20 protein-coding genes and 1 pseudogene are annotated in these 23,800 nt (G+C 31.4%); 2 read left to right on the top strand and 19 right to left on the bottom strand.

The genetic code is table 11. From position 1 onward, the window contains the following. Nucleotides 1-5: 5 nt before the first annotated feature. The 15 genes from rfbG to RC62_RS04640 all read right to left on the bottom strand — a co-directional run bounded on the left by rfbG (nt 6) and on the right by RC62_RS04640 (nt 17,711). On the bottom strand, nt 6-1,097 hold the full coding sequence (rfbG, locus tag RC62_RS04710; RefSeq protein ID WP_055093410.1) for a CDP-glucose 4,6-dehydratase: 1,092 nt from the start codon (nt 1,095-1,097) through the stop codon (nt 6-8). Next, nucleotides 1,091-1,867: a glucose-1-phosphate cytidylyltransferase gene (gene rfbF / locus RC62_RS04705; RefSeq protein WP_055093103.1), complete on the bottom strand. Its 777-nt coding sequence runs from the start codon at nt 1,865-1,867 to the stop codon at nt 1,091-1,093. Before rfbF ends, rfbG begins: the two co-directional genes overlap by 7 nt. Nucleotides 1,868-1,888: 21 nt before the next feature. Further along, a complete protein-coding gene (locus RC62_RS04700; protein ID WP_055093101.1) occupies nt 1,889-2,917 on the bottom strand; it encodes a ferredoxin--NADP reductase in 1,029 nt (342 codons plus the stop codon). Nucleotides 2,918-2,952: 35 nt separating this feature from the next. Further along, nucleotides 2,953-4,026, bottom strand: a complete 1,074-nt coding sequence (locus RC62_RS04695; RefSeq protein ID WP_055093099.1) for a Wzz/FepE/Etk N-terminal domain-containing protein — start codon at nt 4,024-4,026, stop codon at nt 2,953-2,955. 9 nt (nt 4,027-4,035) lie between these two features. Beyond that, nucleotides 4,036-6,534 (bottom strand): SLBB domain-containing protein, encoded by a 2,499-nt coding sequence (locus RC62_RS04690; RefSeq protein ID WP_055093098.1) that lies wholly within the window; start codon nt 6,532-6,534, stop codon nt 4,036-4,038. A 48-nt stretch (nt 6,535-6,582) separates the two neighbouring features. Continuing rightward, the gene (gene rfbB / locus RC62_RS04685) at nt 6,583-7,629 is read right to left on the bottom strand and encodes a dTDP-glucose 4,6-dehydratase (protein WP_055093096.1); all 1,047 of its coding nucleotides are present in this window, start codon (nt 7,627-7,629) and stop codon (nt 6,583-6,585) included. Nucleotides 7,630-7,634: 5 nt separating this feature from the next. Then, a complete protein-coding gene (locus tag RC62_RS04680; protein WP_055093093.1) occupies nt 7,635-8,642 on the bottom strand; it encodes a mannose-1-phosphate guanylyltransferase in 1,008 nt (335 codons plus the stop codon). A gap of 32 nt (nt 8,643-8,674) precedes the next feature. Next, nucleotides 8,675-9,988: a nucleotide sugar dehydrogenase gene (locus RC62_RS04675; RefSeq protein ID WP_055093091.1), complete on the bottom strand. Its 1,314-nt coding sequence runs from the start codon at nt 9,986-9,988 to the stop codon at nt 8,675-8,677. 269 nt (nt 9,989-10,257) lie between these two features. Then, the gene (locus RC62_RS04670) at nt 10,258-10,725 is read right to left on the bottom strand and encodes a UpxY family transcription antiterminator (RefSeq protein WP_055093089.1); all 468 of its coding nucleotides are present in this window, start codon (nt 10,723-10,725) and stop codon (nt 10,258-10,260) included. A gap of 79 nt (nt 10,726-10,804) precedes the next feature. Then, on the bottom strand, nt 10,805-12,196 hold the full coding sequence (locus RC62_RS04665; protein ID WP_055093087.1) for a UDP-glucose 6-dehydrogenase: 1,392 nt from the start codon (nt 12,194-12,196) through the stop codon (nt 10,805-10,807). A gap of 27 nt (nt 12,197-12,223) precedes the next feature. Beyond that, nucleotides 12,224-13,207 (bottom strand): SDR family oxidoreductase, encoded by a 984-nt coding sequence (locus tag RC62_RS04660; RefSeq protein WP_055093085.1) that lies wholly within the window; start codon nt 13,205-13,207, stop codon nt 12,224-12,226. Nucleotides 13,208-13,215: 8 nt separating this feature from the next. Then, a complete protein-coding gene (locus RC62_RS04655; protein WP_055093083.1) occupies nt 13,216-15,666 on the bottom strand; it encodes an exopolysaccharide transport family protein in 2,451 nt (816 codons plus the stop codon). A gap of 15 nt (nt 15,667-15,681) precedes the next feature. Further along, nucleotides 15,682-16,470 (bottom strand): polysaccharide biosynthesis/export family protein, encoded by a 789-nt coding sequence (locus RC62_RS04650; RefSeq protein WP_055093080.1) that lies wholly within the window; start codon nt 16,468-16,470, stop codon nt 15,682-15,684. 72 nt (nt 16,471-16,542) lie between these two features. After that, nucleotides 16,543-17,163 (bottom strand): recombination mediator RecR, encoded by a 621-nt coding sequence (gene recR, locus RC62_RS04645; protein WP_055093079.1) that lies wholly within the window; start codon nt 17,161-17,163, stop codon nt 16,543-16,545. A gap of 182 nt (nt 17,164-17,345) precedes the next feature. Continuing rightward, nucleotides 17,346-17,711, bottom strand: a complete 366-nt coding sequence (locus RC62_RS04640) for a CoA-binding protein (protein ID WP_055093077.1) — start codon at nt 17,709-17,711, stop codon at nt 17,346-17,348. A 142-nt stretch (nt 17,712-17,853) separates the two neighbouring features. On the opposite strand from RC62_RS04640, the gene RC62_RS04635 reads away from it, so the two are divergent. Both RC62_RS04635 and RC62_RS04630 read left to right on the top strand, forming a co-directional pair. Beyond that, nucleotides 17,854-18,483, top strand: coding sequence for a MarC family NAAT transporter (locus RC62_RS04635; RefSeq protein ID WP_055093076.1), 630 nt, complete (start codon nt 17,854-17,856; stop codon nt 18,481-18,483). A gap of 74 nt (nt 18,484-18,557) precedes the next feature. Further along, nucleotides 18,558-18,967 (top strand): annotated as a pseudogene (locus tag RC62_RS04630) (XRE family transcriptional regulator). Between the two features lie 82 nt (nt 18,968-19,049). Here the strand turns inward: RC62_RS04630 and ctlX are convergent. The 4 genes from ctlX to eno all read right to left on the bottom strand — a co-directional run bounded on the left by ctlX (nt 19,050) and on the right by eno (nt 23,779). After that, the gene (ctlX, locus tag RC62_RS04625; RefSeq protein ID WP_055093074.1) at nt 19,050-19,985 is read right to left on the bottom strand and encodes a citrulline utilization hydrolase CtlX; all 936 of its coding nucleotides are present in this window, start codon (nt 19,983-19,985) and stop codon (nt 19,050-19,052) included. Between the two features lie 88 nt (nt 19,986-20,073). Then, a complete protein-coding gene (locus RC62_RS04620; protein WP_055093072.1) occupies nt 20,074-20,988 on the bottom strand; it encodes a dimethylarginine dimethylaminohydrolase family protein in 915 nt (304 codons plus the stop codon). 65 nt (nt 20,989-21,053) lie between these two features. After that, entirely contained in the window at nt 21,054-22,331 is a 1,278-nt protein-coding gene (locus RC62_RS04615; protein WP_055093070.1) for a citrate synthase, read from the bottom strand. A 155-nt stretch (nt 22,332-22,486) separates the two neighbouring features. Next, on the bottom strand, nt 22,487-23,779 hold the full coding sequence (gene eno / locus RC62_RS04610) for a phosphopyruvate hydratase (RefSeq protein WP_055093067.1): 1,293 nt from the start codon (nt 23,777-23,779) through the stop codon (nt 22,487-22,489). Between the last annotated feature and the right edge of the window lie 21 nt (nt 23,780-23,800).

Here is a 23,800-nt window from a genome sequence, read left to right as displayed (position 1 = left end):
TGCTTTTAATTTTTCAAAAACAGATTGATTTGCGAATCCGTAAATTTGGTAATTTCATTTTTGTCATTAAAAAAAACATTATACCAATCCATTGTCATTTTTACAGCTTGATCTGCATTAAATTTAGGATGCCAGCCTAATTCAGTAATAGCCTTACTGATATCTAATTTTAACAAACCAGCTTCGTGGGGCTGATTTTCAATTTTTTCAACAATATAATCTCCCTTACCCCAACTTTTAATAGTCAATTTAAGCATCTCTTCAACTGAAAGTGCGTCAGATAAGCTAGGCCCAAAATTATAAGCCTGATTAAATTGCAATGGATCCTTTTCGAGATTAGCCCCTAGCAATAAATAACCAACAACTGGCTCTAAGACATGTTGCCATGGTCTAACCGATAAAGGATTTCTTATTATTACAGGTTGATCAATTGCAAATGCTTTAGCTATATCAGGAATTAATCTATCTTTTGACCAATCTCCTCCACCAATAACATTCCCTGCTCTTGCAACAGCAATTGCTTTTTTATGAGTATTATAGGTTTTACTATTAAAAAAAGAATTACGATAGGAGTCAATTAATAATTCTGCACAAGCTTTGCTTGCACTATACGGATCATAGCCACCCAATCTATCAGTTTCCCGATATGGATAAATCCATTCATTATTATGATATACTTTATCAGTTGTAATTAAGACAACATTACATTTATTTTCAAGTAATCTAACTGCATCCAGAACATTTGCAGTTCCAATAGCATTCACTTCAAATGTTTCAGCAGGAATATCATATGACAATCTTACCAAGGGTTGAGCTGCTAAATGAAAAACAAAATCTGGTTTAAAATCTACAATTTCTTTTTCAAGACTTTTTTTATCTCTTAAATCTCCAATAACAGAATTACAAATTGAATCCCCATTAATTAAATGAAATAAGTCATCTTTTGTTATTGGATCTAGTGCATATCCTTTAACATCTGCTCCTAATAATGATAGCGTTTTTAACATCCAAGATCCTTTGAAACCAGTATGTCCTGTTAAAAAGACCTTTTTACCACCATACGTATTTTGTAATTGCTGAAATGAAGAATTTACCATGTTTTCCATTTTGCAATTCCTGAGTTCCACATTGCTTCAAGTTCAACTCTATCACGTAAAGCATCCATACACTTCCAAAAACCATGGTGCTTATATGCTGCTAATTGTTGATCTTTTGCTATTGAACCTAAAGGTTCTTTTTCCCATTGCACATCTTCTACATCTCCTTCAAGATATTTAAAGATTCCAGGTTCTAAAACAAAAAAACCACCATTAATCCACATACCGTCTCCAGCAGGTTTTTCTACAAAACTATCTACTTCTCCTTGCGAATTAATCTCCAAATTACCAAAGCGGCCTGGTACTTGTACACTTGTTAAAGTTGCCAACCTACCATGAGATTTATGAAATTTAAGTAACTCTGACAAATCTACATCAGCGACTCCATCACCATAGGTAAGCATAAAAGTTTCATCTTTAACATATTTCTGAATACGTTTCAGTCTTCCTGCAGTATTTGTATGCAATCCTGTGTCTATCAATGTAACTTTGAAAGATTCTGTTTCTGAATAATGAACATTAATATTATTATTTGCCAATTCAATAGTTACGTCAGAATTATGTAAATAATAATTATAAAAATACTCTTTAATAAAAGTAGCTTTATATCCTAAACAAATTACAAATTCATTATAACCATGTTGTTCAAACATCTTAAGAATATGCCATAAAATAGGCTTCCCCCCAATTTCTACCATAGGTTTTGGTCTAGCCTCCGTTTCTTCCATAAGACGAGTACCGAAACCACCTGCAAAAATTACTACTTTCATTATATTATATATTTTATATTTTTATATTTCTATGCAAACATTATTCGTCAAAGGGTAACTACAACAAAGTAAGAATTCATTATCTTTCAAATCATTTCTTGGCTTATCTAAACCAATCATTTTTAATTGTCCAGATTTAAGAGTTCCTTTACAAGTACTACAATTACCTGTTTGGCAGGAGTAAGGTAGTTCTAAACCAACTTCAAGAGCTTCTTCTAAAACAGAATTACCACTTTTTATTGATATTTTACTTTCAATTCCTGCAAAATTTAAATAAATTTCCTGATCTTTAATTTCTTTAAAATCCTCAGGATTTTTAATTAATTCAAAGTCCTCTGAAAACACATTATTGATATTTTCTCCTAAATTTATTAATGATTCCTTAACCGTGTTTTTAAGCCCGATTGGTCCACATATGTAATGTCTGGAAGGGTATTCAATATTACTTATTAAACTTTTCACAAAACCAGAATCAATCCTGCCACGATAATTATGTGAATCTTCATTAAAGAATTCTTCTTTTGAGTAAAAATTATAAATTTTGAAACGTTTAGAATAATTTATTTTCAATTTTTCTAATTGATCTTTAAAAATTACAGATGAATTAGATCTATTTCCATATACCAAATAAACATTAATCAGAGAATGATTTAATAATAAGTCTTTAATCATTGAAAACAAAGGCGTAATTCCGCTACCAACACCCCAAAATACAACAGAATTTAGTGATTCATCCAATTCAAAGACAAAATCTCCTAAAGGCTCTTGAACCTCTATTACATCTTCAACTTTTACAACATCATTAATATAATTAGAAACAATTCCTCCAGGAACTCTTTTCACCGTTACATCGAGTGTGGAATCAATTCCAGGTGTCGAAGAAAATGAATAAGGTCTAATATATCTTCTACCATTGATTCTGAATTGAAGTGTTAGATATTGTCCCGATAAGTATTTAATTTTTTTAAGTCCTGGTTGTTTAAAACATATTGTTACAGTATCATTAGTTTCTTTACGAACCTCCTGAACTTTTAAAGTATAATTTTTCATTTAAGCTTCTAAATAAAATAAAAAACTCTTCATCTTTATTGCATTATCTCATTGATAATACGTCTAATCATAATAATGAGAACAGCTAAGAAACCTGCTAAAAAACCTCCAATCAAAATTCCTTTTGCTTTTCCAAATCCTTCTTTAGGCAAAGGTAAAATAGGCCTATCTATAACTTGAATTAAAGGTGTTTCTTTTCGTAGCGTAACTTTTGCAAGTTCTGACTGCTTAACTAATTCAGTTAATATAGCTGTATTAGCCTGTACATCTACTTGTCTTTTAGCTGAAGGTGTCCTACGAACGTTCATTGCTGGATTTAAATTAAAAGTATTATCATTTGCAACAGCAACACCTGTAATAGATCCATTCAACTCTCTGCGAATAGAGTCTACCTGACGATCAAGAATAGCCATATTAAGTCTGGCTTTCTTACTTTTAGTTTCAACATAAAATTTGCCAACTTCAGATGCAAGGGCTTCACAAAAATATTTTGCAAATAATTCATCAGAAGAAACCATATCAATACTAATAATTGCAATTTTTTTATCTCTTTGACCAACCGTTAATCCTCCTTTAGATAATCTATTATATAAAACACCCATAATACTGTCATGTACACGGGTAAAACTATTACGATTAGCTTCTGGATGAAAAATAATTTTAGCGAGTTTTGGTTTTTTCTCCCATCCCTTCTTCATATTATTAATATCCATATACATTTCTGCCAAAGAAGTATTTTTACCTTTATAATTAACCGAGTTCAAAAGAGTCTGCTCAACCATTCTACGAGACTTGAACAATTCTGTTAAATTAGAACCCGTAAATATATTTCCGCCACTTCCTCCTAGATCCAATCCAAGAGAGCTAGCCAATCCTAAAGCACTGCCAAGGCCACCGCCTCCTCCTTTCTCATCTTCTAGTACAAAAGATAAAGTAGCAGTATAAGTTGGTTTCTTCATCAAAGAATAAGTCAATCCCAAGGCTCCTCCTATTATTCCAGCCAAAACAATAACTTTCCACTTTGTTAACAAAAATTTATACCATTTTTGCACCTTTTGTAATAATTCTTTTAATGAGATTTCCTCATTTTCGACTGATGTGTTTTCCATCAAAACTATCTATTTAAAAGCAGTAACAATTAATAACGCTAAACTAGCAAGAACACTTCCAATACCAGCCCATTCTCCAGCACTCATTCTTTTCATTTCCGGTTTTTCCGGCACCACTATTTGAGAATCTGGAGTCACTTTTGGGTAAGACCTAAAAAATAAAAACGACCCCGTTACAGAAGCTTTTCCATTTGGATAAATAATATATGCTTTTTTCTTCCATCCTTTATAATCTACCCCTCCTACAGCATTTATATAATACTTAAATCCTTTTCCACTACGGTATGGAATTTCTGAAGTTAATAAAACATTACCCGTAACCTTAACACCTTCATTATAAACAGCTACTTCTATTTCATCACCAGGAAACAAAGTAACGTTAGAATAATGGTTTTTGTCTTTTACAATTTTTTCCCAATTAACAGGTATAGTAGCATATTTTAACTCGTCTCTAAGTTTTTTAGATAATTTAGAGTTAAGGGTATCTTTTTCTTTTAAATTCTTCCCTGCCTCTTCTTCAGTTGTTAGTTTTTTATCAAGATTAAGATTTATACTTTCTAACTGCTCTATCTGCTCTTCTTTAATTGGTCTTTTTATCTTCATACCATCTAGATTAGCAATAGATGTTAATCCCCCTGCTCTCATCACAACGTTATAAACTGTCTCTTTTTTATTAGCCAAAACATATTTTCCAGGATAGCTCACTGCACCACTTACCTTTACCATTTCTGGTTTTTCATAGACTGCCATTTTGCGTATATTAACAACGTCAAATGGCTTTAGCACAAAATTTTTAATTTGTTCATTATTATCTGCAGTAATTTCGAGTTCCACTAACTCAATGCGTTTGGGATCAGAATCATCAATTACATCAGACTTCACCATTCTTGCAACTTCAACTCTTTTAGATGCTGAACCAGTTAAACCACCAACTTGAACTACTAAGTCATTTAAAGTTAAATTGTCAAAATATTCATATTCTCCAGGATTTTTAACCTCTCCGTCTATGGTAATTTTATATTCTTCTCTAAAATCTAGAATAGAATAAACTGTAACAATATCTTCTCTTTTTAATTCTACGTCAGAATTTAAATCCCCTGATAAAGCAGCGCTTAAATCTACATTTACAATTTCAGTAGTCAAATCTGTTTTTAAACGAATGATTCTCGCTCTTTTTGTATAAGCATCTTCTTTTAATCCTTCTGCTCTTGTTATAAGATCTGAAATTCTCATACCATCATTGTAAGAATAATAATCTGGTCTAAAAACTGCACCTTCTATTTTAATACGATTTTCAAATCGATTTAAAATTTTAGTGATTCTAAATACATCTCCCGACTGTGGTAAATAAGAATTATATTCACTTTCATTTATGTCATGCACTTTAAACTCTTTCCCTGTTTTTTGCATAACATTTACAGATGCTGTATATGCAAATTCATTAAATCCTGAAGCAAAAGATAATAAATCTGCAAATGTTTCTCCTTTTTTCATTTCGAAGATACCTGGACGTTTTACTTCACCTTCTACTACGACTCTTTGGCTATATGCAGGAATTCTAATTACATCATTATCTCTTAAATTTACATTATCAGATTGATCTCCTTTAACTAGAAACTTATAAATATCGATATTTTTATAAACTTTGTTATTTCGAATTAATTCTATATTTCGGTAACTACCATTTTTACCAGGTCCTCCAGCTAAATGTAATGCGTTATAAACCGAAGCAAGAGATGAAATAGAATAATTACCTGGTTGTTTTCCTCCTACAATTGTTACTTTAATAGTTCGTATATCACTTAAACTTATACTAACTTGAGATTGCCCAGATCTAACTGTACTGTAAACTCTTGCAATTGCTGCTTTTATTTTTTGTGAAGCTGCTTCAATTGACATTCCAGCAACTGTAATTTGCCCAACATTCTGAATAGATATTTTACCCTCAAAACTTACTGTAACAGTATCATCAAATTGTTGAATACCATACACGCTTACTTCTAACTTGTCACCTGGTCCAAGAACATAATTTACTGGCGTTGCCATTTTTAAATCTGGCTCAAAATTTAAGGTAGGATTGTCAAATAATTCAGAACCAAAAACTAAAGCATTTAATGAATCTTTTATCTTTTCATTTTTTATTTTTTCCTGCTTTCTTCCAAACTCTGAGTCTTTATCTGATTTTTTTAGTTTATCCTCTTTGTCTTTATCTTTATCTTTGTCTTTATCCTTATCTTTTGAGTTCTTTTTTTCATATTCAATAACTCGGGTTCTTAATTTATCAAATTCTATTTGACTCATACCTTTTGATAAAGCCATCGATTCTACATCATTAATAGTTGCTTTATTGCTTTTTAGTTGGGCAATAATTTTAGCTATTTCATCATCTGACAAGTAATCTACTTTTACCGTACTTAAATCCTTAGACTTTATTATATCTTGAGCATTCGCATTAAAAGATATTAGCAAAATAAAAAACAGAGTAAGAACGTATATTATCTTTTTCATATTGAATTATAATTAACCTTTAAAGTTTAGTTTAAAAAACTTCTTTATTTATGAATATTGCTTTTGATAATAATCTTTGTAAGTTCCGGAAGTTACATTTTGCAACCACTCTTCGTTATCTAGATACCAATTAATTGTTTTTTCCAAACCTTCCTCAAAAGTTACAGAAGGCTTCCATCCTAATTCTTTATTAATTTTAGACGCATCAATTGCATATCGCAAATCATGACCTGGTCTGTCTTTTACGTAAGTAATTAGCTCTTGGGAAGTTCCTTGAGATCTTCCTAATTTTTGATCCATGATTTGGCATAATAATTTAACTAAATCAATATTTTTCCATTCATTAAAACCGCCAATATTGTAGGTTTCATGATTTTTACCTTCGTGAAAGACCAAATCAATAGCAATAGCATGATCTTCAACAAAGAGCCAATCACGAGTATAATTACCATCTCCATAAACTGGTAAAGGTTTGTTATTGATTATATTATTTATAAAAAGTGGAATTAATTTTTCAGGAAAATGGTATGATCCATAATTATTTGAACAATTGGTTAAAACATAAGGCAAACCATAAGTTTCACCATAAGCTCTTACAAAATGATCTGAGCTTGCTTTCGAGGCAGAATATGGTGAATTAGGATCATAAGAAGTAGTTTCAGTAAAAAGCCCTTCTGCTCCAAGCGAACCATAAACTTCATCTGTGCTAATATGATAAAATCTTTTACCTTCAAAATTATCTTTCCATTGGTTTTTAGCTGCATTTAGCAAATTCATAGTTCCAATTACATTTGTTTTTACAAATGCTAACGGGTCTTCAATAGAACGATCCACATGAGATTCAGCAGCTAAATGCAAGACGCCTTCAAATTTATGAAGTGAGAAAAGTTCGTTTATAAAATTCTCATCAACAATATCTCCTTTTACAAATGTATAATTAGATTGATTTTCAATATCCTTAATATTTTCTAGATTACCAGCATAAGTCAAAGCATCTAGATTGAATATTTGATATTCAGGATACTTATTTACAAAACGTCTAACGACATGAGATCCAATAAAACCAGCACCTCCAGTTATAAGAATTTTTTTCATTTTAATTAATTTAATAAATCTGAATTTATTTTTTCCAACGCACTATATATGTCTTTAACATCTTGCGAATTTTCTTTTTGCAAAATTAAATTTGCAGTATCTGTATAAACAAAAATAGTGTTTTTTAGTCCTAAAAAAGTTGTATGCTTTCCAGATCCAATAACCATATTTCCATTTTTATCTACAGGATGATTTTTTGAAATCAAATAATCATAAACAGATTCAAATGACCCTAAATCTGACCATGAAAAAGCAGCAGGTACTACTTTTATCTTTTTACTACGTTCCATTACAGCATAATCGATACTAATTGATGGTATCTCTAATGATAAATCCAAGTCTAAAAAACCATTTTCATTTGCTTCCCATACAGCCTTCGATTTCTCATAAACATCAGGCTGAAATTGCTTTAGCTCATCTAAGAGAACACTAGCCTTAAAACAGAACATTCCGCTATTCCATAAAAAATTCCCTTTTGAAATAAACTCCTTTGCTGTCGTTTCATTAGGTTTCTCTCGAAATGAAACTACCCTGTCTCCTTTTGATTCTATATAACCATATCCAGTTTCTGGTTTGGTTGGAATAATTCCAAAAGTAACTATAAAACCATCTTGTGCTTTTAATACAGCGTCATTGATAGCTTTATTATAATCCTCCATTTTATCTATAATATGATCTGAAGGGGTTACAATTAATATATCATCAGGATTTGAAGCAAATGCAGCAAAAGCAATTGCAGCTGCAGTATTTCTAGGTGTCGCTTCAACTATGTTTATGTAAGAAGTATTGGTTTTATCCATAACCTTACCACTTAAATGATGATTGTCAACATTTCCAACTACCATAACTTTATTTGCTAAATGACTGTTACGCTCAACAGTCATCTCAAATAAAGATTTGTTTTCAAAAATTTCTAAATATTGCTTAGGTTGACTTTTTCTGGAAAGTGGCCACAATCTGCTTCCTACTCCCCCCGTCAAAATTACATGTATAATTGAATTATTTGTTTCCATTTTTTTCTTTAAATAAAAAAGGGCTTTAGTCTCTATAATCTGTTATCAGCTATAGAACCTAAAACTCCTTTTACGTCGTATATTAAACTATTTTCTTTTTGCAACTCAGAAAAATTAAGTTTTAAAAATTCAGCATGTGCTACTCCGAGAACAATTGCATCAAATTTATTATTTGCAAGAGAGTTTAATGTTACTAAATTATATTCTTTTTTTACATCATCTACATTAGCAAGCGGATCAAATATTGTCACTGCAATTCCATATTCTGATAACGCTTTTACAACATCTACAATCTTTGTATTACGAACATCCGGACAATTTTCTTTAAAAGTAATTCCAAGCATTAAAAGGCTGGCTCCATTAACTGAAATTCCTTTTTTAATCATCAGCTTCACAATTTGTGACGCAACATATTCCCCCATACTATCATTCAAGCGTCTACCTGCTAAAATTATTTCTGGATGGTAACCAAACTCTTGAGCTCTTTGTGCCAGATAGTAAGGATCAACACCTATACAATGTCCCCCTACTAATCCTGGCTTAAAAGGCAAGAAGTTCCATTTTGTAGATGCTGCTTCTAAAACTTCTTGTGTATCAATATTCATTAAATTGAATATTTTAGCCAATTCATTTACAAAAGCAATATTAATATCACGTTGTGAATTTTCTATAACCTTCGCCGCTTCTGCTACTTTTATTGAAGGTGCTAAATGTGTACCCGCTGTAATAACAGATTTATATAACGCATCAACTTTTAAACCAATTTCTGGAGTTGAGCCCGAAGTTACTTTCAGTATTTTTTCAACTGTATGTTCTTTATCTCCTGGATTTATTCTTTCAGGAGAGTACCCTGCATAAAAGTCTTCATTAAACTTTAATCCTGATATTTTTTCTAAAACAGGAACGCATTGTTCTTCAGTAACACCTGGATAAACAGTTGATTCATAAATTACAATATCTCCTTTTTTTAATATTTTACCTACTGATTCACTCGATTTATATAAAGGAGTTAAATCTGGTCGATTATTTTTATCAACCGGCGTTGGAACAGTTATTATAAAATAATTACAATCTGCTACATCATTTAAAGAGGTTGTACAATATAATCCAACTTTAGAACTTGAATTATCAACTAATACATTTTGTAAAGTTTCATCATCTACCTCTAATGTTGTATCTGTACCTGAATTTAAAGAAGCTACTCTTACCTGATTTATATCAAAACCTATAACTGAATATTTAGTAGCAAATAATCTAGCCAAAGGCAAACCAACATAACCTAAACCAATAACCGCTATTTTTACATTTTCGCTCAATTTGTACTCTTTTTTATCTATTTCAGTCATAACAATTCACGGCTCCGCCGTTCTGAGTCACAAAGATTTGACACAGACACTCTAAAATCATTTTCGGCAAATATAACATATTAAGTCAATTTATTCAATACGGTTTCCCGTATTACTAAAAAAACAACCTATTTAAAAACAATAAGAAACAACAACCCTCTCTCAATCAGTTTATAAAAAAATACATTATAAAAAAAAACAGAAAATAAATCTCTATTTTGAAGAAATTTCACCTTCTGTTTAACAACAATAACTACATAACAACGAAACTATTTATATTTTATTTTTAGTATACAGCCCAAAGATTCAAGCATTAATGTATAATATGTATTAGATATTTCCTGAACGACTGCATCCTGATTACTAAATACTCCTTTTTCTAATTTTATACGATCTCCAACCTGAATTGAACTTACTGAAATATCACTAATATTAGGAGACTTAAGACTTGTTTTTATAATGTTAATTTCTTCATCACGAACAATGGCAGGTTTTCCTAACCAAAATAAATATCGCACTACCCCCGGAATTTGAAAAACAGAATTACGATCAACATCTTCTAAATAAACAAACACGTAGGAATTAAAAAGAGGAACTTCGATTTTCTTTTTTCTATCTGACCATTCTTTGATCTGAGTAATTAATGGACAATAACATTCTATTCCAATTTCATTTAGCCTTTCTGCTACTTTTTTCTCCCACTTAGGCTTCGTATAAACTACATACCAGTTCTTCATCTTCTTTTATTGAAATAAAAATCTTAAACAATCCTCTTCATTTATTTCATATCAAATTTTAATTCAATATTCTTACAAATTAAGACCCAATCCCTTTGTAAATAAATCCAATTGACTCTAGTTCTTTTGCATTTAATATATTTCTTCCATCAAATAGAAACGCTGGTTTATGCATTGAATTATAAATTTTTTGCCAGTCATAGGTCGTAAATTCATCCCACTCTGTAAGAACCGCAATCGCATGAGATCCTTTACAAGCTTCGTATGCATTATCAAATATTGTTAACGCTTTACTATTTTCTTCAACAGTTCTAGTTTCAAGATAATCCAAATCACTTAACATTTTACTTCTTGAAACCTTTGGATCATAGACCGAAATTTTTGCCTGTTCATTAATTAAATCATCTGCTACATAAATTGCAGCTGATTCACGAGTATCATTAGTATCTTTCTTAAAAGCCCATCCTAAAAATGTGATTTTTTTATCAGCGACAGTATTATATAATGTCTGAACAATTTTATTAGAAAATCTTCTTTTTTGATGATCATTCATTATAATAACCTGCTCCCAATAATCAGCGACTTCATTTAATGCATATGATTTTGCAATATAGACTAAATTCAAAATATCTTTTTGAAAACAAGAACCTCCAAAACCAACTGACGCTTTTAAAAATTTAGGACCAATTCTACTATCCATGCCAATTGCTTTTGCTACTTCATTCACATCTGCACCTGTCTTTTCACACAATTCAGACATTGCATTTATAGATGAAATTCGCTGTGCCAAAAATGCATTTGCAGTTAGCTTAGATAATTCTGATGACCAAACATTTGTTGTAAGGATTTTATCCTTGCTTACCCAATTTGCATAAACGTCAACTAATGCATTAATTGCTTCTTCACCTTCTGAAGTGGTATCTCCTCCTATTAAAATTCTATCTGGATTTAATAAATCTGTAACGGCAGTACCTTCTGCTAAAAATTCAGGATTTGATAAAATTTGAAACTGAACTCCATTTCCGGTATTATCTAAAATACTTTTGATAGCTTCGGCTGTACGCACCGGCAAAGTCGATTTTTCAACTACAATTTTGTTTTGCTTTGCTACCTTAGCTATTTGTCTTGCACAAAGTTCAATATATTTTAAATCAGCAGCCATACCTTTTCCTTTTCCATAGGTTTTAGTTGGCGTATTTACAGATATAAAAATTACCTGAGCTTCATCAATTGCTTTTTCTACATCGGTTGAAAAGAAAAGATTTCTTCCTCTAGCTTCAGCTACTATTGCGGAAAGTCCCGGTTCGTAAATAGGAATATTGTCTGTATTTGGATCATTCCAATCTTGAATTCTTTGTTCGTTCAAATCAACAACAGTGACTTGAATATGTGGACATTTTTGAGCAATTACTGCCATTGTTGGACCTCCAACGTAACCTGCACCAATGCAACAAATCTTTGTAATTTTCATCTATTTTCTATTATCTTGATCTTTATTTTATTTCAAATTACTCCAGTACCAATTTACTGCTTCTTTTAAACCTTCTTGCAAAGAATATTTAGGGTCATAACCCAATACCACTTTTGCTTTCTCAATACTTGCTAATGAATGAGGAATATCTCCGGCTCTATTTGCTCCATAAACAATTTTTACATCAGCTATTTTGGCGTCAAACTCAGATAGATATTCTTTTAAATATCCAACCAAATCATTTAATGTATTTCGATCACCAAAGGCAGTATTATAAACCGTATTAATTGCTTGTGGATTTTGGCTTAACATTGCCAATTCATTCATTTGAATTACATTATCTATATAAGTAAAATCGCGGGAATAATTTCCATCACCATTAATTACCGGACTTTCATAATTCATTAACTGTAAAACAAACTTTGGAATCACGGCTGCATAAGCACCATTAGGATCTTGCTTTCTTCCAAAAACATTAAAGTAACGCAGTCCTATAGTTTCCAATCCGTAAGTTCTACTAAAAATTTCAGCATACAATTCGTTTACATATTTTGTAATAGCATAAGGTGATAATGGCTTACCAATTACATCTTCTACTTTTGGTAATCCCTCAGAATCTCCATATGTAGAAGAGCTTGCTGCATATATAAAACGTTTTACTTTTGCATCGCGAGATGCTACTAACATATTTAAAAAACCAGAAACATTTACATCATTTGTTGTAATAGGATCATTTATAGATCTTGGAACTGAACCTAATGCAGCTTGATGCAAAACATAGTCCACTCCTTCAACTGCTAAAATACAATCTGCAATATTTCGAATATCACCTTCGATTAATTTAAAATCAGGATTTTCTATAAAATCTTTTAAGTTATGTCGATATCCGGTTGCAAAATTATCCAGACAAACAACTTTATGACCTTGTCCTAAAAAATATTCAGTCAAATTTGAACCAATAAAACCTGCTCCACCAGTAATTAAAATTGTATTTTGAATTGATGCCTTCATTCGTCAGATTATTTTTTCTTGAATTTATTCAAAATTGACTTCCATAAGTTTAACTTCTCTTCTTCTTCATAATATCCATTTGAATAAGCTCCATAGCCGTATCCATATCCATAAGTCGCGCCATATTTTGCTTTATTTTCATATCCATTCAAAACAATACTTACATTTGTAAGTTCACCACGTTTTACTCTGGTATTTAACAAAGTTATCATATCTTTCTTCGTATAATTTTGTCTTGCAATGTAAAGAGTTACATCAGCATACTGCGCTAATTCTAATGCATCTGAAACTAATCCAACTGGAGGCGTATCAAGAACAATATAGTCGTATTTTTGTTTTAATTCAATAATCAATTCCTTCATTGAATCACTTAAAATTAACTCTGAAGGATTTGGAGGTATGGGCCCGGACAATATAACGTCAAGATTTGGAATTTGTGTTGAATTCGTAATTTCAGACAAACTATTTTGCTTGATTAAATAATTAACAACTCCTATTTGATTTGTCAAATTAAACTCATCTGCTAATCTTGGCTTTCTTAAATCTAATCCTATAATTACAGTTTTCTTTTCGCTTAAAGCAAAAACCGTAGCAATATTTATAGAGCAAAATGTTTTTCCCTCTCCACCTATAGAAGAAGTAATCATTAAAGTTTTAGACCCACTTACAAGCTGTCTTTTATATAAAAATTGCAGTGAAGATCTAATCGCTCTAAATGCTTCAGAAAGTGCTGATTTCGGCTTATCAAACACTGCTAAATTGAGAGAATTTTTATTGACTCCAATCACACCAATTAATGGAATTTGAGTCAATTTACTAATATCTTCTGTATTTTGAATGGAGTTATTAATAAATAAAAGGCCAAAAATAATTAACAAAGGTACTAATATCCCGATAAATAAAGCCAGTATATAATTTACAGAAGTTTTAGGACCCAATAATCCTCCTCCTATATCTTTTGCAGAATCAATAAAATGAATATCTGATAAATTAGACGCTTTTACAATTTCTGCTTCATTTCTTTTTTTGAGAAATTCAGTGTAAATATTATCACTTAAATCATACTTTCTCTGAATTTTCAATAATTCTTGCTGTTCTTCAGGCAGTCTCTTAACGGTACTTTCGGCTTGACCTATTTTAGCATTTACAATCGACAAGTCATACATTAATGATGATTTTGCTGATGCTATATTTTCCAAGAGTACACTTTTGACAGCCTGCATTTGATTATCAAAATCTTTAAAAATCTTATCACTTTTTACTGCATAAGCCATTTCTGATCTTTGAGTAGAAAGTGCAATAAGCTTTGACACATTAACTACAACATTTGGATCTTCAATTCCGGCAACAGACGGTGCTGGCAATCTTGAATAATCAACACTATTATTTAAATATGATTTTAAAGAATTGTAATAAGCAATTTTTCTTGTTACTTCGTCTTTCTGAACATCAAAGTCCATTATTTTATCAGAGAATTTAGCTCCTCCTCCTTCGATTTCATAAATATTTTTATCCTTTCTAAACGATTTCAGCTCGCTACCTGTTTCTTTCAATTGTGACTCCATAGCAACAAGAGTACTGTCAATAAATCTTATGGTATTGGTAGCAAACTGATTTTTTCCGTCAAGTTGGATTTTTATCAGCATTTTTACTGTAGAATTCAAATAATCTACCATTCTGGCTTTATTTGTTCCTTGCATTCCTAGAGTTAATATTGACCCGCCTTTATCATCAGACCCTACAGTTATACCTCTATATCCAGAAACTGTACCATCAAAATCATTGAATCTTACAAAATATTCATTCCCTATATATGAACCAGGATTCTCGTTTATTTGTAATTTCCAATTAAGAAACGGCAACGAAACTTGCTCTCCAACTTTATATTTTTTAACAAAAAGATCTGTAGGCTGAACTGCTGTATTGCTATATGAATTATTTGAATATGTAATTAGAGAAACAGAATTGCTTTCGAAAGGAATCCGAATTTGATATTCATTTTCACTCACGAATTTTATACCAATCAACGTATTCACAAGCTGACCTTTTGACTTATCAATATTTACATAAAAAGGAACAGCACCATAAGCATCAATTAAATTGTATTTTCCTTGTATTAAATAGTCAATATAAAATTGCAATTTACTTACAACTAATTCATTATGGGATCGAGATTGTAATATTGTAGAAATACCATTTACCTGATCTGAGATTCCTCCCCAATTAAAAACCAAACTTGTATTTGATGTAAAAAAAGGATTACTTTCTTCTTTAATAGAAATCAACGTTTGCATTCCGTAAATTTTTTCTTTACGAATGTTAATCTGGTAAGCAATTGTAAATGCAATTATCAAACTAGCTAAAAACCATTTCCAATAACTTAAAACTTTCATTAAGAAACCTTTAAAATCAAAATTTGAATGATTTTCAAAAATGGAAAAATCTTTTATATCTAACATTTTTTGAATTTAGTTTTAGTTTTTAAGCAACAAGAAAACCGTAGTAGCCAATGATAAAAGAGTAACTATTGTACCAATAGATTCTATACCGGTTTTCCCTGTTCCCCAAGTTTTTTGTTTAAGTGGTTTTACATAAACATAATCATTAGGCTGTAAAGAATAATAAGGTGATTTCATGACATTAACATCAGTAAGATCCAGATCATTCATTTGCACACCTGTTGGTGTTTGACGAATTATAGTTACTGATTTCCTATCTCCTGTAATTGCTATATCTCCAGCATTAGCAATGGCTTCCATTATATTTACGTGTTCTTGAAACAGTACTTTAGTTCCCGTACTTCCTACTTCACCATTTATCGTATATTTAAAACCTGCCAATTTTACTGTGACAAAAATATTAGCCTCACTTTTAAAATATTCTGCTAGTAATTTTTTTTCAATTATAAGTCGAACTTCTTCAACAGTATATCCTATGACGTTTATTTCACCTAAAATAGGCATCCTAATATTTCCGTGATCGTCAACTGTAAATCCGTTAAAATATAAACCCGACTCAGATTTGTTTCCTCCGGCACTTTCTGTTGTATTAAAAATAGACACTAATTTAGGATCAATCGCCTTTATATCAACACTCAAAACATCACTCACTTGTAATCTGTAAGGTTTTGATTCAACAGCAGAAACTGTACTTTTTTCTCCTGCAGTATTTTTATCCTGTAAATACACAAGATCTTTTACAGGAATACAAGATGTAAATAATACACTAATTAATAGCAATATATAAAAACAGTTTTTTGTCATTATTGAAATTTTATCGCAAATATAGCTTTTCCTTTAATCTTCAGAAAATCTAAGTTTTATTTGAGCTTTATTTTAATTGTTTTTGAAAGTTTTTTCGAACGGAACCCGATGCAAAATACTTCTGCCGAGTGTAATTTCGTCTGCATATTCTAATTCATCACCAACAGATATACCCCTGGCAATTGTAGAAATAACAATATCTGATTCAGCAATTTGCTTATAAATGTAAAAATTCGTTGTATCACCCTCCATTGTTGAACTAAGCGCAAAGATAATCTCTATAACTTTTCCGGATTTTACTTTTTCAACTAAGCTCGAAATGTTTAACTGACTTGGACCAACACCTTCTATTGGAGAAATTTTCCCTCCTAAAACATGATAAATTCCTTTATATTGTCCCGTATTTTCAATAGCCATCACATCGCGAATATCTTCGACAACACATATGGTTTGATGATTTCTAATTGAGTTTGCACAAATTTCACAAACTTTTGTGTCTGAAATATTATGGCAACTTTCGCAAAACTTAATATCTTCCCGCATCTTTAACAATGCCTCAGACAAAAAACCTGTTTGCTCTTTAGGTTGTTTCAATAAATGCAAAACCAGTCTTAATGCCGTTCGTTTACCAATCCCTGGCAATTGTGACATTTCGTTGACTGCTTTTTCTATTAATTTTGATGAAAATTCCATGACGACAAAAGTAATATTTTTAATGGTTTAGTAGACTTGGGGACAACTAAATTCAGTATTATATCGAATTCTGGTTATAGCTATAAAAGTTCTTTCTAGCCCAGATAGAAACGACATCCTTTTTCTGGCTTCTTTAGCCAGAAAAAGATATAGTGAATAGCTGGAAAAAGCTCCTGAAAAATTTAATATTGATTAGTTGCCAATAAAACCAAAGTACAAGCAACTTCAGCCTTTATATTATTTAATTCTAATAATTGATATAATTCAGGATTTTCTGTCCCTGGGTTAAAAACCACCCTTTTTGGCTGAGCTTCAATTATATAATTATAATAATCACGTTGACGTGATGGATTCAAATATAAAGTTACTGTGTCAATATTCTTAACCGGAATCGCTTTAGTATAAATTTTTACACCGGCAACTTCACCTGTGTTTTGACCAATTGCTAAAACGGTATGTCCTTTATCAACTAACATATTTATGGCTTTAAAAGCGTAACGATCTGGTTTTGTGGTAGCACCCAGAACTAAAGTTTTTTTATTTTTCATCATTTTTAAATATGGTACAAAAGTAATCAAAAAGAACGAGGTTAGTTTAAGTTATTGTTTTAGAAATAAAAACAATATCCTAACAAGAATTTGCTTTCAGGTATCAAAAAATAACTATTTTTACCTTATTAACCAAAACTCTATGGATTTATTCATTTATTTATTTGCCGCTCTTTTCTCAGTCCTAAATCCAATTGGCACTGTTCCAATTTTCGTTGGACTTACGCAGCATGATTCTCAGGAAGAACGTTCACGCATTTCGCTTTGGACTGCTATAAACGTTTTTATCATTTTACTTGTTTCATTTTTTATTGGTCAATATGTTCTGAGTTTTTTCGGAATCAGTATTGATGCCTTAAGAATTGCTGGCGGAATTGTAATCGTAAATTCTGGATTCTCACTATTATCCGGAAAAATAAATAAAAAACGAGGAATCAACAAAAAGGTCGAGACCGATGCGCAACAACGTAATGATATTGCATTAACTCCGTTAGCAATACCAATGTTAGCCGGCCCGGGATCAATTTCTTTACTTATTGCATTTTATCAGGAACATCACGGAATGGAAGAAATTATCATTTCGTCTTTGGCTATTTTAGCAATTGCTGTCGCAATTTTTGCAATTTTAAAAAGTGCACATTATTTAGCCAGAATATTAGGAGCTTCAGGAATTGTGGCTATTTCGAGAATTGTTGGTTTTATAGTAATTTCTATCGGTATTCAATATATCGTAAGTTCGATTATTAATATAGTTAAAGGAAATTTGATGTAGTTTTTATCTTTGAAACTCATAATTTTTAGCTCAAATGGCGTTATCTTTGATCTTTTAGAAAATTTACATTCATTATGGAACAGAAAATACATCAGGGAAGAAACGTAAAACGTTTCAGAGAAATGCTTGGCATCAAACAGGAAGCATTAGCTTTTGATCTGGGAAATGACTGGAATCAAAAAAAATTTCTATGTTAGAGCAAAAAGATGTAATTGAAGATGATATACTTGATCAAATCTCACATGCATTAAAAATTCCTGTCGAAGCTTTTCAGAATTTTGATGAAGAGCAAGCAGTTAATATTATTTCAAATACTTTTAATATTGAAAAAGAGGCTTATATAGGAAATTCTAAGCCTGTATTCAATATCAATCCATTCGACGAATTAAAAAAACTTCATGATGAAAAAATTGCTTTATACGAGCGTATGTTGAAAGAAAAAGATGAAATGATGACAAGACTTGAAAAATTAATCAATAAATAATTATTAGAAATTCTCATTTATATAAAAAAGGCTCAACAAATAGTTGAGTCTTTTTTATTATATCAAATTCTAAGAACGAACCTTAATTTCTTGGCAAAAACACTTCTGCCATCATACATCTTGCACTTCCACCTCCGCAAGCTTCAATTGTATCGAGACTTGAACTTAAAATTTCAGCATGATTTTCTAATTGTGCAATTTGTTTTGGAGTTAAACTCTGATGTGCTGATGCACTCATAACGATATATTTCTTATCATTTGTTCCTCGAACTTCCAACATATTACCGGCAAAATTATTCACCTGAGCTTCGGTAATCAGAATAACTTCCTTTTTATCTGCTTTTAGGTTTTCAAGAACCATTTTGCGTTCTTTTTTATCATCTATGCAATCTGCACATATAACTGCAAAAGTCTCTCCTAAACACATCATAACATTCGTGTGATATATTAATTTACGTTCTCCATCAACAGTTTGGAAAGCTTCAAAAATAACAGGAGCATAATCAAAGTCTTCACAAAATTCGATAAATAATTCCTCATCAGCACGAGGAGATAATGCGCAATACGCTTTTGCATTAGCACGATCTAAAAGCAAGCTTCCGGTTCCTTCAAGAAAAAAACCATCTTCTTCAGCCGATGTGTAATCCATTATGTTATTAATTTCAAAACCTTTGTCTTCAAGAGTATCTAAAATGTCTTCGCGGCGTTCCTGACGTCGATTCTCAGCAAACATAGGATAAAGTGCTACATCTCCGTTTTCATGAAAAGAAACCCAGTTGTTTGGAAAAATACTATCCGGCGTATCAGTCTCCAGATTATCGTCTATAACCGTAACATCAACTCCAACGGCTCTTAATTTTTCTACAAAAACATCAAATTCCTGTTGTGCTTTTGCATTCACAGTACTAGGTAAAAGTCCGTCTAATACTTTTTGGTAATAATTATTTACAGCAGTTTGTTCATTCATTCTGAAAGCAACTGGCCTAATCATTACAATTGCATTTGTCGTTTGTTTCATAATCTTTATATTTTTATTTTGTTTCAGGTTTCAAGTTTCTAGTTACAGCAAACGTGGAACCTGAAATTTGAAACCTGAAACAAAGCTTTTAATCTCTAATTAAAGGTAAGGTCGAACATCTCAACAAACCTTCTTGTTTTGCAATTTCAGCATAAGGAATTTCTTCAACAATAAAACCGTTTGAACGCAGCCAATTGTTTAATCTTGTAAAGTTTTTTTCTGAAACCACTACATTTTCATCTATAGAAAACACATTAGAAAACATATTGTACATTTCGTTTCTTTCGATATGAAATAAGTTTTCTCTCCCAAAAAGATTGACTAAATACATATAATCAGCTTCTTCACGGAAACCTCTTTTATAAATAATCCCTTTATCTTTTCCAACGGGCTGAAAACAACAATCAAGATGTAAAGCATTATCACGAGCTTCTATTTTGGACTTAACCAAATCAAACTCTTTTACGATTTTATTTGGGAATAGTTCTTTGATAAAATTAACACCGTGCATATTTGTTCGCGCAGTAATATAATCTTTATAGTCACTTCCTTTATAAGTTCCTATAAAAATATGATCGTTCCAAAGCATAACATCACCACCTTCAATATGAACTTCCTCAGGCGGACGAACTACTTTTAAGGAATCTATCTGATCGATTATATATTGAATTGCATCTAACTCACGTTCTCTATCAGGAAGAATATTTGATTTTATAAATGTATCATCTATAACGAAACCTATATCTCTCGCAAAAATCTGATTGTAATTTTCAATCATTTCAGGACGATATACTTTTACATCATATTTTTGAAATACAGCATTAAAAGCATCCATTTCAGCAATCATATCTTTTTCGACAGGATAAGTTCCCGCTTTAATATGTTCCAAAGATTTAGGATCATAGGCTTCATCTAAAGATGGAGTTGGCCCATTATGAACAGCAGAACCCAAAACCACAGCACGCAGTCTCGACGTTTCGTTCTTTATATTTAATTGCAACATAACTTTATTATATTTTGGCCAAAGATAAAAAAAGCTTCACAGTTAAGTGAAGCTTTAAAATATTTTTATTTGTTCGACTTAAAGTCTCTCAACGGATGCCCAGTATAAATTTGTCTTGGTCGACCAATTGGTTCTTTATTCTCACGCATTTCTTTCCATTGTGCGATCCAACCCGGTAATCTTCCAATAGCAAACATTACTGTAAACATATCTGTAGGAATACCTAAAGCTCTGTAAATAATTCCAGAATAGAAATCTACGTTTGGATATAAGTTTCTTGATTTGAAATATTCATCTTCTAAAGCTGCTGTTTCTAATTTTTTAGCAATCTCTAAAATAGGATCTTCTACACCTAAAGTTTCTAAAACTTCTTTAGCTGCTTTTTTAATAATTTTTGCTCTTGGATCAAAGTTTTTATAAACTCTGTGACCAAATCCCATTAAACGGAATGGATCATTTTTATCTTTCGCTTTTGCTAAAAATTTATCAGTATCTCCACCGTCTTTGTTGATTTCTTCCAACATTTCAAGTACTGCCTGATTAGCACCTCCGTGAAGTGGTCCCCAAAGTGCAGAAACACCTGCAGAGATAGAAGCAAATAAACCAGCATGTGATGAACCTACCATTCTTACTGTAGATGTAGAACAGTTTTGCTCGTGATCCGCATGAAGAATAAACAATTTATCTAAAGCAGCTACAATAACTGGATTTGATGAGTAAGGTCCTGTAGGCAATTTAAACATTAACTGCATAAAATTATCTACATAACCTGTTGTGTTATCATAATAATTTAATGGGTAGCCCATAGTTTTTCTATAAGTCCAAGTAGCAATTACAAGAAATTTACCCATTGTTTTGCAAATGGCCTCGTACATTTCTTTTTCATTATCTACATTGACCGCTTTTGGATTAAATGCTGTTAAAGCACTTGTCAAAGCAGACAACACACCCATTGGGTGAGCTGTTTTAGGAAAACCATCAATGATATTTTTCATCTCTTCGTTTACCAAAGTATGTTTTTTAATACCATTTTCAAACTGCTCTAATTGTTGAGCGGTTGGTAATTCACCAAAAATTAAAAGATAAGACACTTCTAGGAAATTAGCTTTTTCAGCTAAATCTTCGATTGAATATCCTCTGTAACGCAAAATTCCTAATTCTCCGTCTAAGAAGGTGATTTCACTTTTGCAAGAACCAGAATTTTTATATCCAGGATCTAGAGTAATAATACCAGTTAAATCACGTAATTTGTTAATATCGATAGCTGATTCATTTTCGCTTCCCGTAATTACCGGAAGTTCAATTTTTTGACCATCTACTTCTAATGTAGCTATTTTTGACATAATATATCGGAAATAAATCTTTAAAATAATAATTTATCAAATCTAAGGAATTTAAGACTAATTAAAAAAAGAATCCTGCTATGAATTTGTTAAAACTCCAAAAAAAAACCATTCGCAGAAACGAATGGTTTAAATTTAATATATAACTCTTACAATTATTTGATCTTGAAAGCGTTTAATCCCGGGAAATAAGCAGTACTTCCTAACTCTTCTTCGATTCTTAATAATTGATTGTATTTTGCCATACGATCAGAACGAGAAGCAGAACCTGTCTTAATTTGACCACAGTTTAAAGCTACTGCTAAATCAGCAATTGTATTATCTTCAGTTTCTCCAGAACGGTGAGACATTACAGATGTATACCCTGCATTTTTAGCCATGTTTACAGCTGCAATAGTTTCAGTTAAAGTACCAATTTGGTTTACTTTAACAAGAATTGAATTTGCAATTCCTTTTTCAATTCCAGTTGATAAACGCTCAACATTAGTAACAAATAAATCATCACCTACTAATTGAACCTTATGTCCAATTTTTTCAGTTAAATATTTCCATCCATTCCAGTCATCTTCATACATACCATCTTCAATAGAAATAATTGGATATTTAGCAGCAAGTTCAGCTAAATAGTCAGCTTGCTCTTCAGAAGTTCTGATTTTTCCAGTTTCTCCTTCAAATTTAGTATAATCGTATTTACCATTTACATAAAATTCAGAAGCAGCGCAATCAAGAGCAATCATGATTTCATCACCAAAAGTATATCCAGCTTTCTCAACAGCTAATTTAATAGTATCTAAAGCATCCTCAGTACCACCAGCCAAGTTTGGAGCAAAGCCACCCTCATCACCAACAGCAGTACTTAAACCTCTGTCATGTAATACTTTTTTCAAACTGTGAAAAATTTCAGTTCCCATTTGCATAGCGTGTGTAAATGAAGTTGCTTTTACAGGGAAAATCATAAACTCTTGAAATGCAATAGGAGCATCAGAGTGAGAACCTCCGTTGATGATATTCATCATTGGTACAGGTAATGTATTAGCAGAAACACCACCAACATATCTGTATAATGGCAATCCAAGTTCATTAGCAGCAGCTTTTGCAGCAGCCAAAGAAACTCCTAAAATAGCATTAGCACCTAATTTAGATTTGTTTGGAGTTCCGTCTAAATCAATCATTAACTGATCAATTGTATTTTGTTCGAAAACAGAAGTACCAACTAGTTCTTCAGCAATAACAGTATTTACATTGTTCACTGCATTTAAAACTCCTTTTCCTAAGAATGCTTTTCCTCCATCACGTAATTCAACAGCCTCATGTTCTCCAGTTGAAGCTCCAGATGGAACAGCAGCTCTTCCTAAAACTCCATTTTCAGTAACTACATCAACTTCAATAGTTGGATTACCTCTAGAATCAAAAATTTGTCTTGCGTGAACTTTTATTATAATACTCATTATTTTTGTTTTTTATTAATA

Origin of the sequence: Flavobacterium aquidurense (assembly GCF_001404985.1) — a bacterium.
GTDB classification, from domain to species: Bacteria; Bacteroidota; Bacteroidia; order Flavobacteriales; family Flavobacteriaceae; genus Flavobacterium; species Flavobacterium aquidurense_B.
Note: the sequence above shows the minus strand (reverse complement) of the source record. Positions and strands in the feature narration are given on the sequence as shown.

What these genes read in the sequence shown, in the direction of transcription:
- rfbG (WP_055093410.1), bottom strand. Translation starts at nt 1,097, where the DNA reads ATGGTAAATTCTTCATTTCAGCAATTACAAAATACGTATGGTGGTAAA.
- rfbF (WP_055093103.1), bottom strand. Translation starts at nt 1,867, where the DNA reads ATGAAAGTAGTAATTTTTGCAGGTGGTTTCGGTACTCGTCTTATGGAA.
- RC62_RS04700 (WP_055093101.1), bottom strand. Translation starts at nt 2,917, where the DNA reads ATGAAAAATTATACTTTAAAAGTTCAGGAGGTTCGTAAAGAAACTAAT.
- RC62_RS04695 (WP_055093099.1), bottom strand. Translation starts at nt 4,026, where the DNA reads ATGGAAAACACATCAGTCGAAAATGAGGAAATCTCATTAAAAGAATTA.
- RC62_RS04690 (WP_055093098.1), bottom strand. Translation starts at nt 6,534, where the DNA reads ATGAAAAAGATAATATACGTTCTTACTCTGTTTTTTATTTTGCTAATA.
- rfbB (WP_055093096.1), bottom strand. Translation starts at nt 7,629, where the DNA reads ATGAAAAAAATTCTTATAACTGGAGGTGCTGGTTTTATTGGATCTCAT.
- RC62_RS04680 (WP_055093093.1), bottom strand. Translation starts at nt 8,642, where the DNA reads ATGGAAACAAATAATTCAATTATACATGTAATTTTGACGGGGGGAGTA.
- RC62_RS04675 (WP_055093091.1), bottom strand. Translation starts at nt 9,988, where the DNA reads ATGACTGAAATAGATAAAAAAGAGTACAAATTGAGCGAAAATGTAAAA.
- RC62_RS04670 (WP_055093089.1), bottom strand. Translation starts at nt 10,725, where the DNA reads ATGAAGAACTGGTATGTAGTTTATACGAAGCCTAAGTGGGAGAAAAAA.
- RC62_RS04665 (WP_055093087.1), bottom strand. Translation starts at nt 12,196, where the DNA reads ATGAAAATTACAAAGATTTGTTGCATTGGTGCAGGTTACGTTGGAGGT.
- RC62_RS04660 (WP_055093085.1), bottom strand. Translation starts at nt 13,207, where the DNA reads ATGAAGGCATCAATTCAAAATACAATTTTAATTACTGGTGGAGCAGGT.
- RC62_RS04655 (WP_055093083.1), bottom strand. Translation starts at nt 15,666, where the DNA reads ATGTTAGATATAAAAGATTTTTCCATTTTTGAAAATCATTCAAATTTT.
- RC62_RS04650 (WP_055093080.1), bottom strand. Translation starts at nt 16,470, where the DNA reads ATGACAAAAAACTGTTTTTATATATTGCTATTAATTAGTGTATTATTT.
- recR (WP_055093079.1), bottom strand. Translation starts at nt 17,163, where the DNA reads ATGGAATTTTCATCAAAATTAATAGAAAAAGCAGTCAACGAAATGTCA.
- RC62_RS04640 (WP_055093077.1), bottom strand. Translation starts at nt 17,711, where the DNA reads ATGAAAAATAAAAAAACTTTAGTTCTGGGTGCTACCACAAAACCAGAT.
- RC62_RS04635 (WP_055093076.1), top strand. Translation starts at nt 17,854, where the DNA reads ATGGATTTATTCATTTATTTATTTGCCGCTCTTTTCTCAGTCCTAAAT.
- ctlX (WP_055093074.1), bottom strand. Translation starts at nt 19,985, where the DNA reads ATGAAACAAACGACAAATGCAATTGTAATGATTAGGCCAGTTGCTTTC.
- RC62_RS04620 (WP_055093072.1), bottom strand. Translation starts at nt 20,988, where the DNA reads ATGTTGCAATTAAATATAAAGAACGAAACGTCGAGACTGCGTGCTGTG.
- RC62_RS04615 (WP_055093070.1), bottom strand. Translation starts at nt 22,331, where the DNA reads ATGTCAAAAATAGCTACATTAGAAGTAGATGGTCAAAAAATTGAACTT.
- eno (WP_055093067.1), bottom strand. Translation starts at nt 23,779, where the DNA reads ATGAGTATTATAATAAAAGTTCACGCAAGACAAATTTTTGATTCTAGA.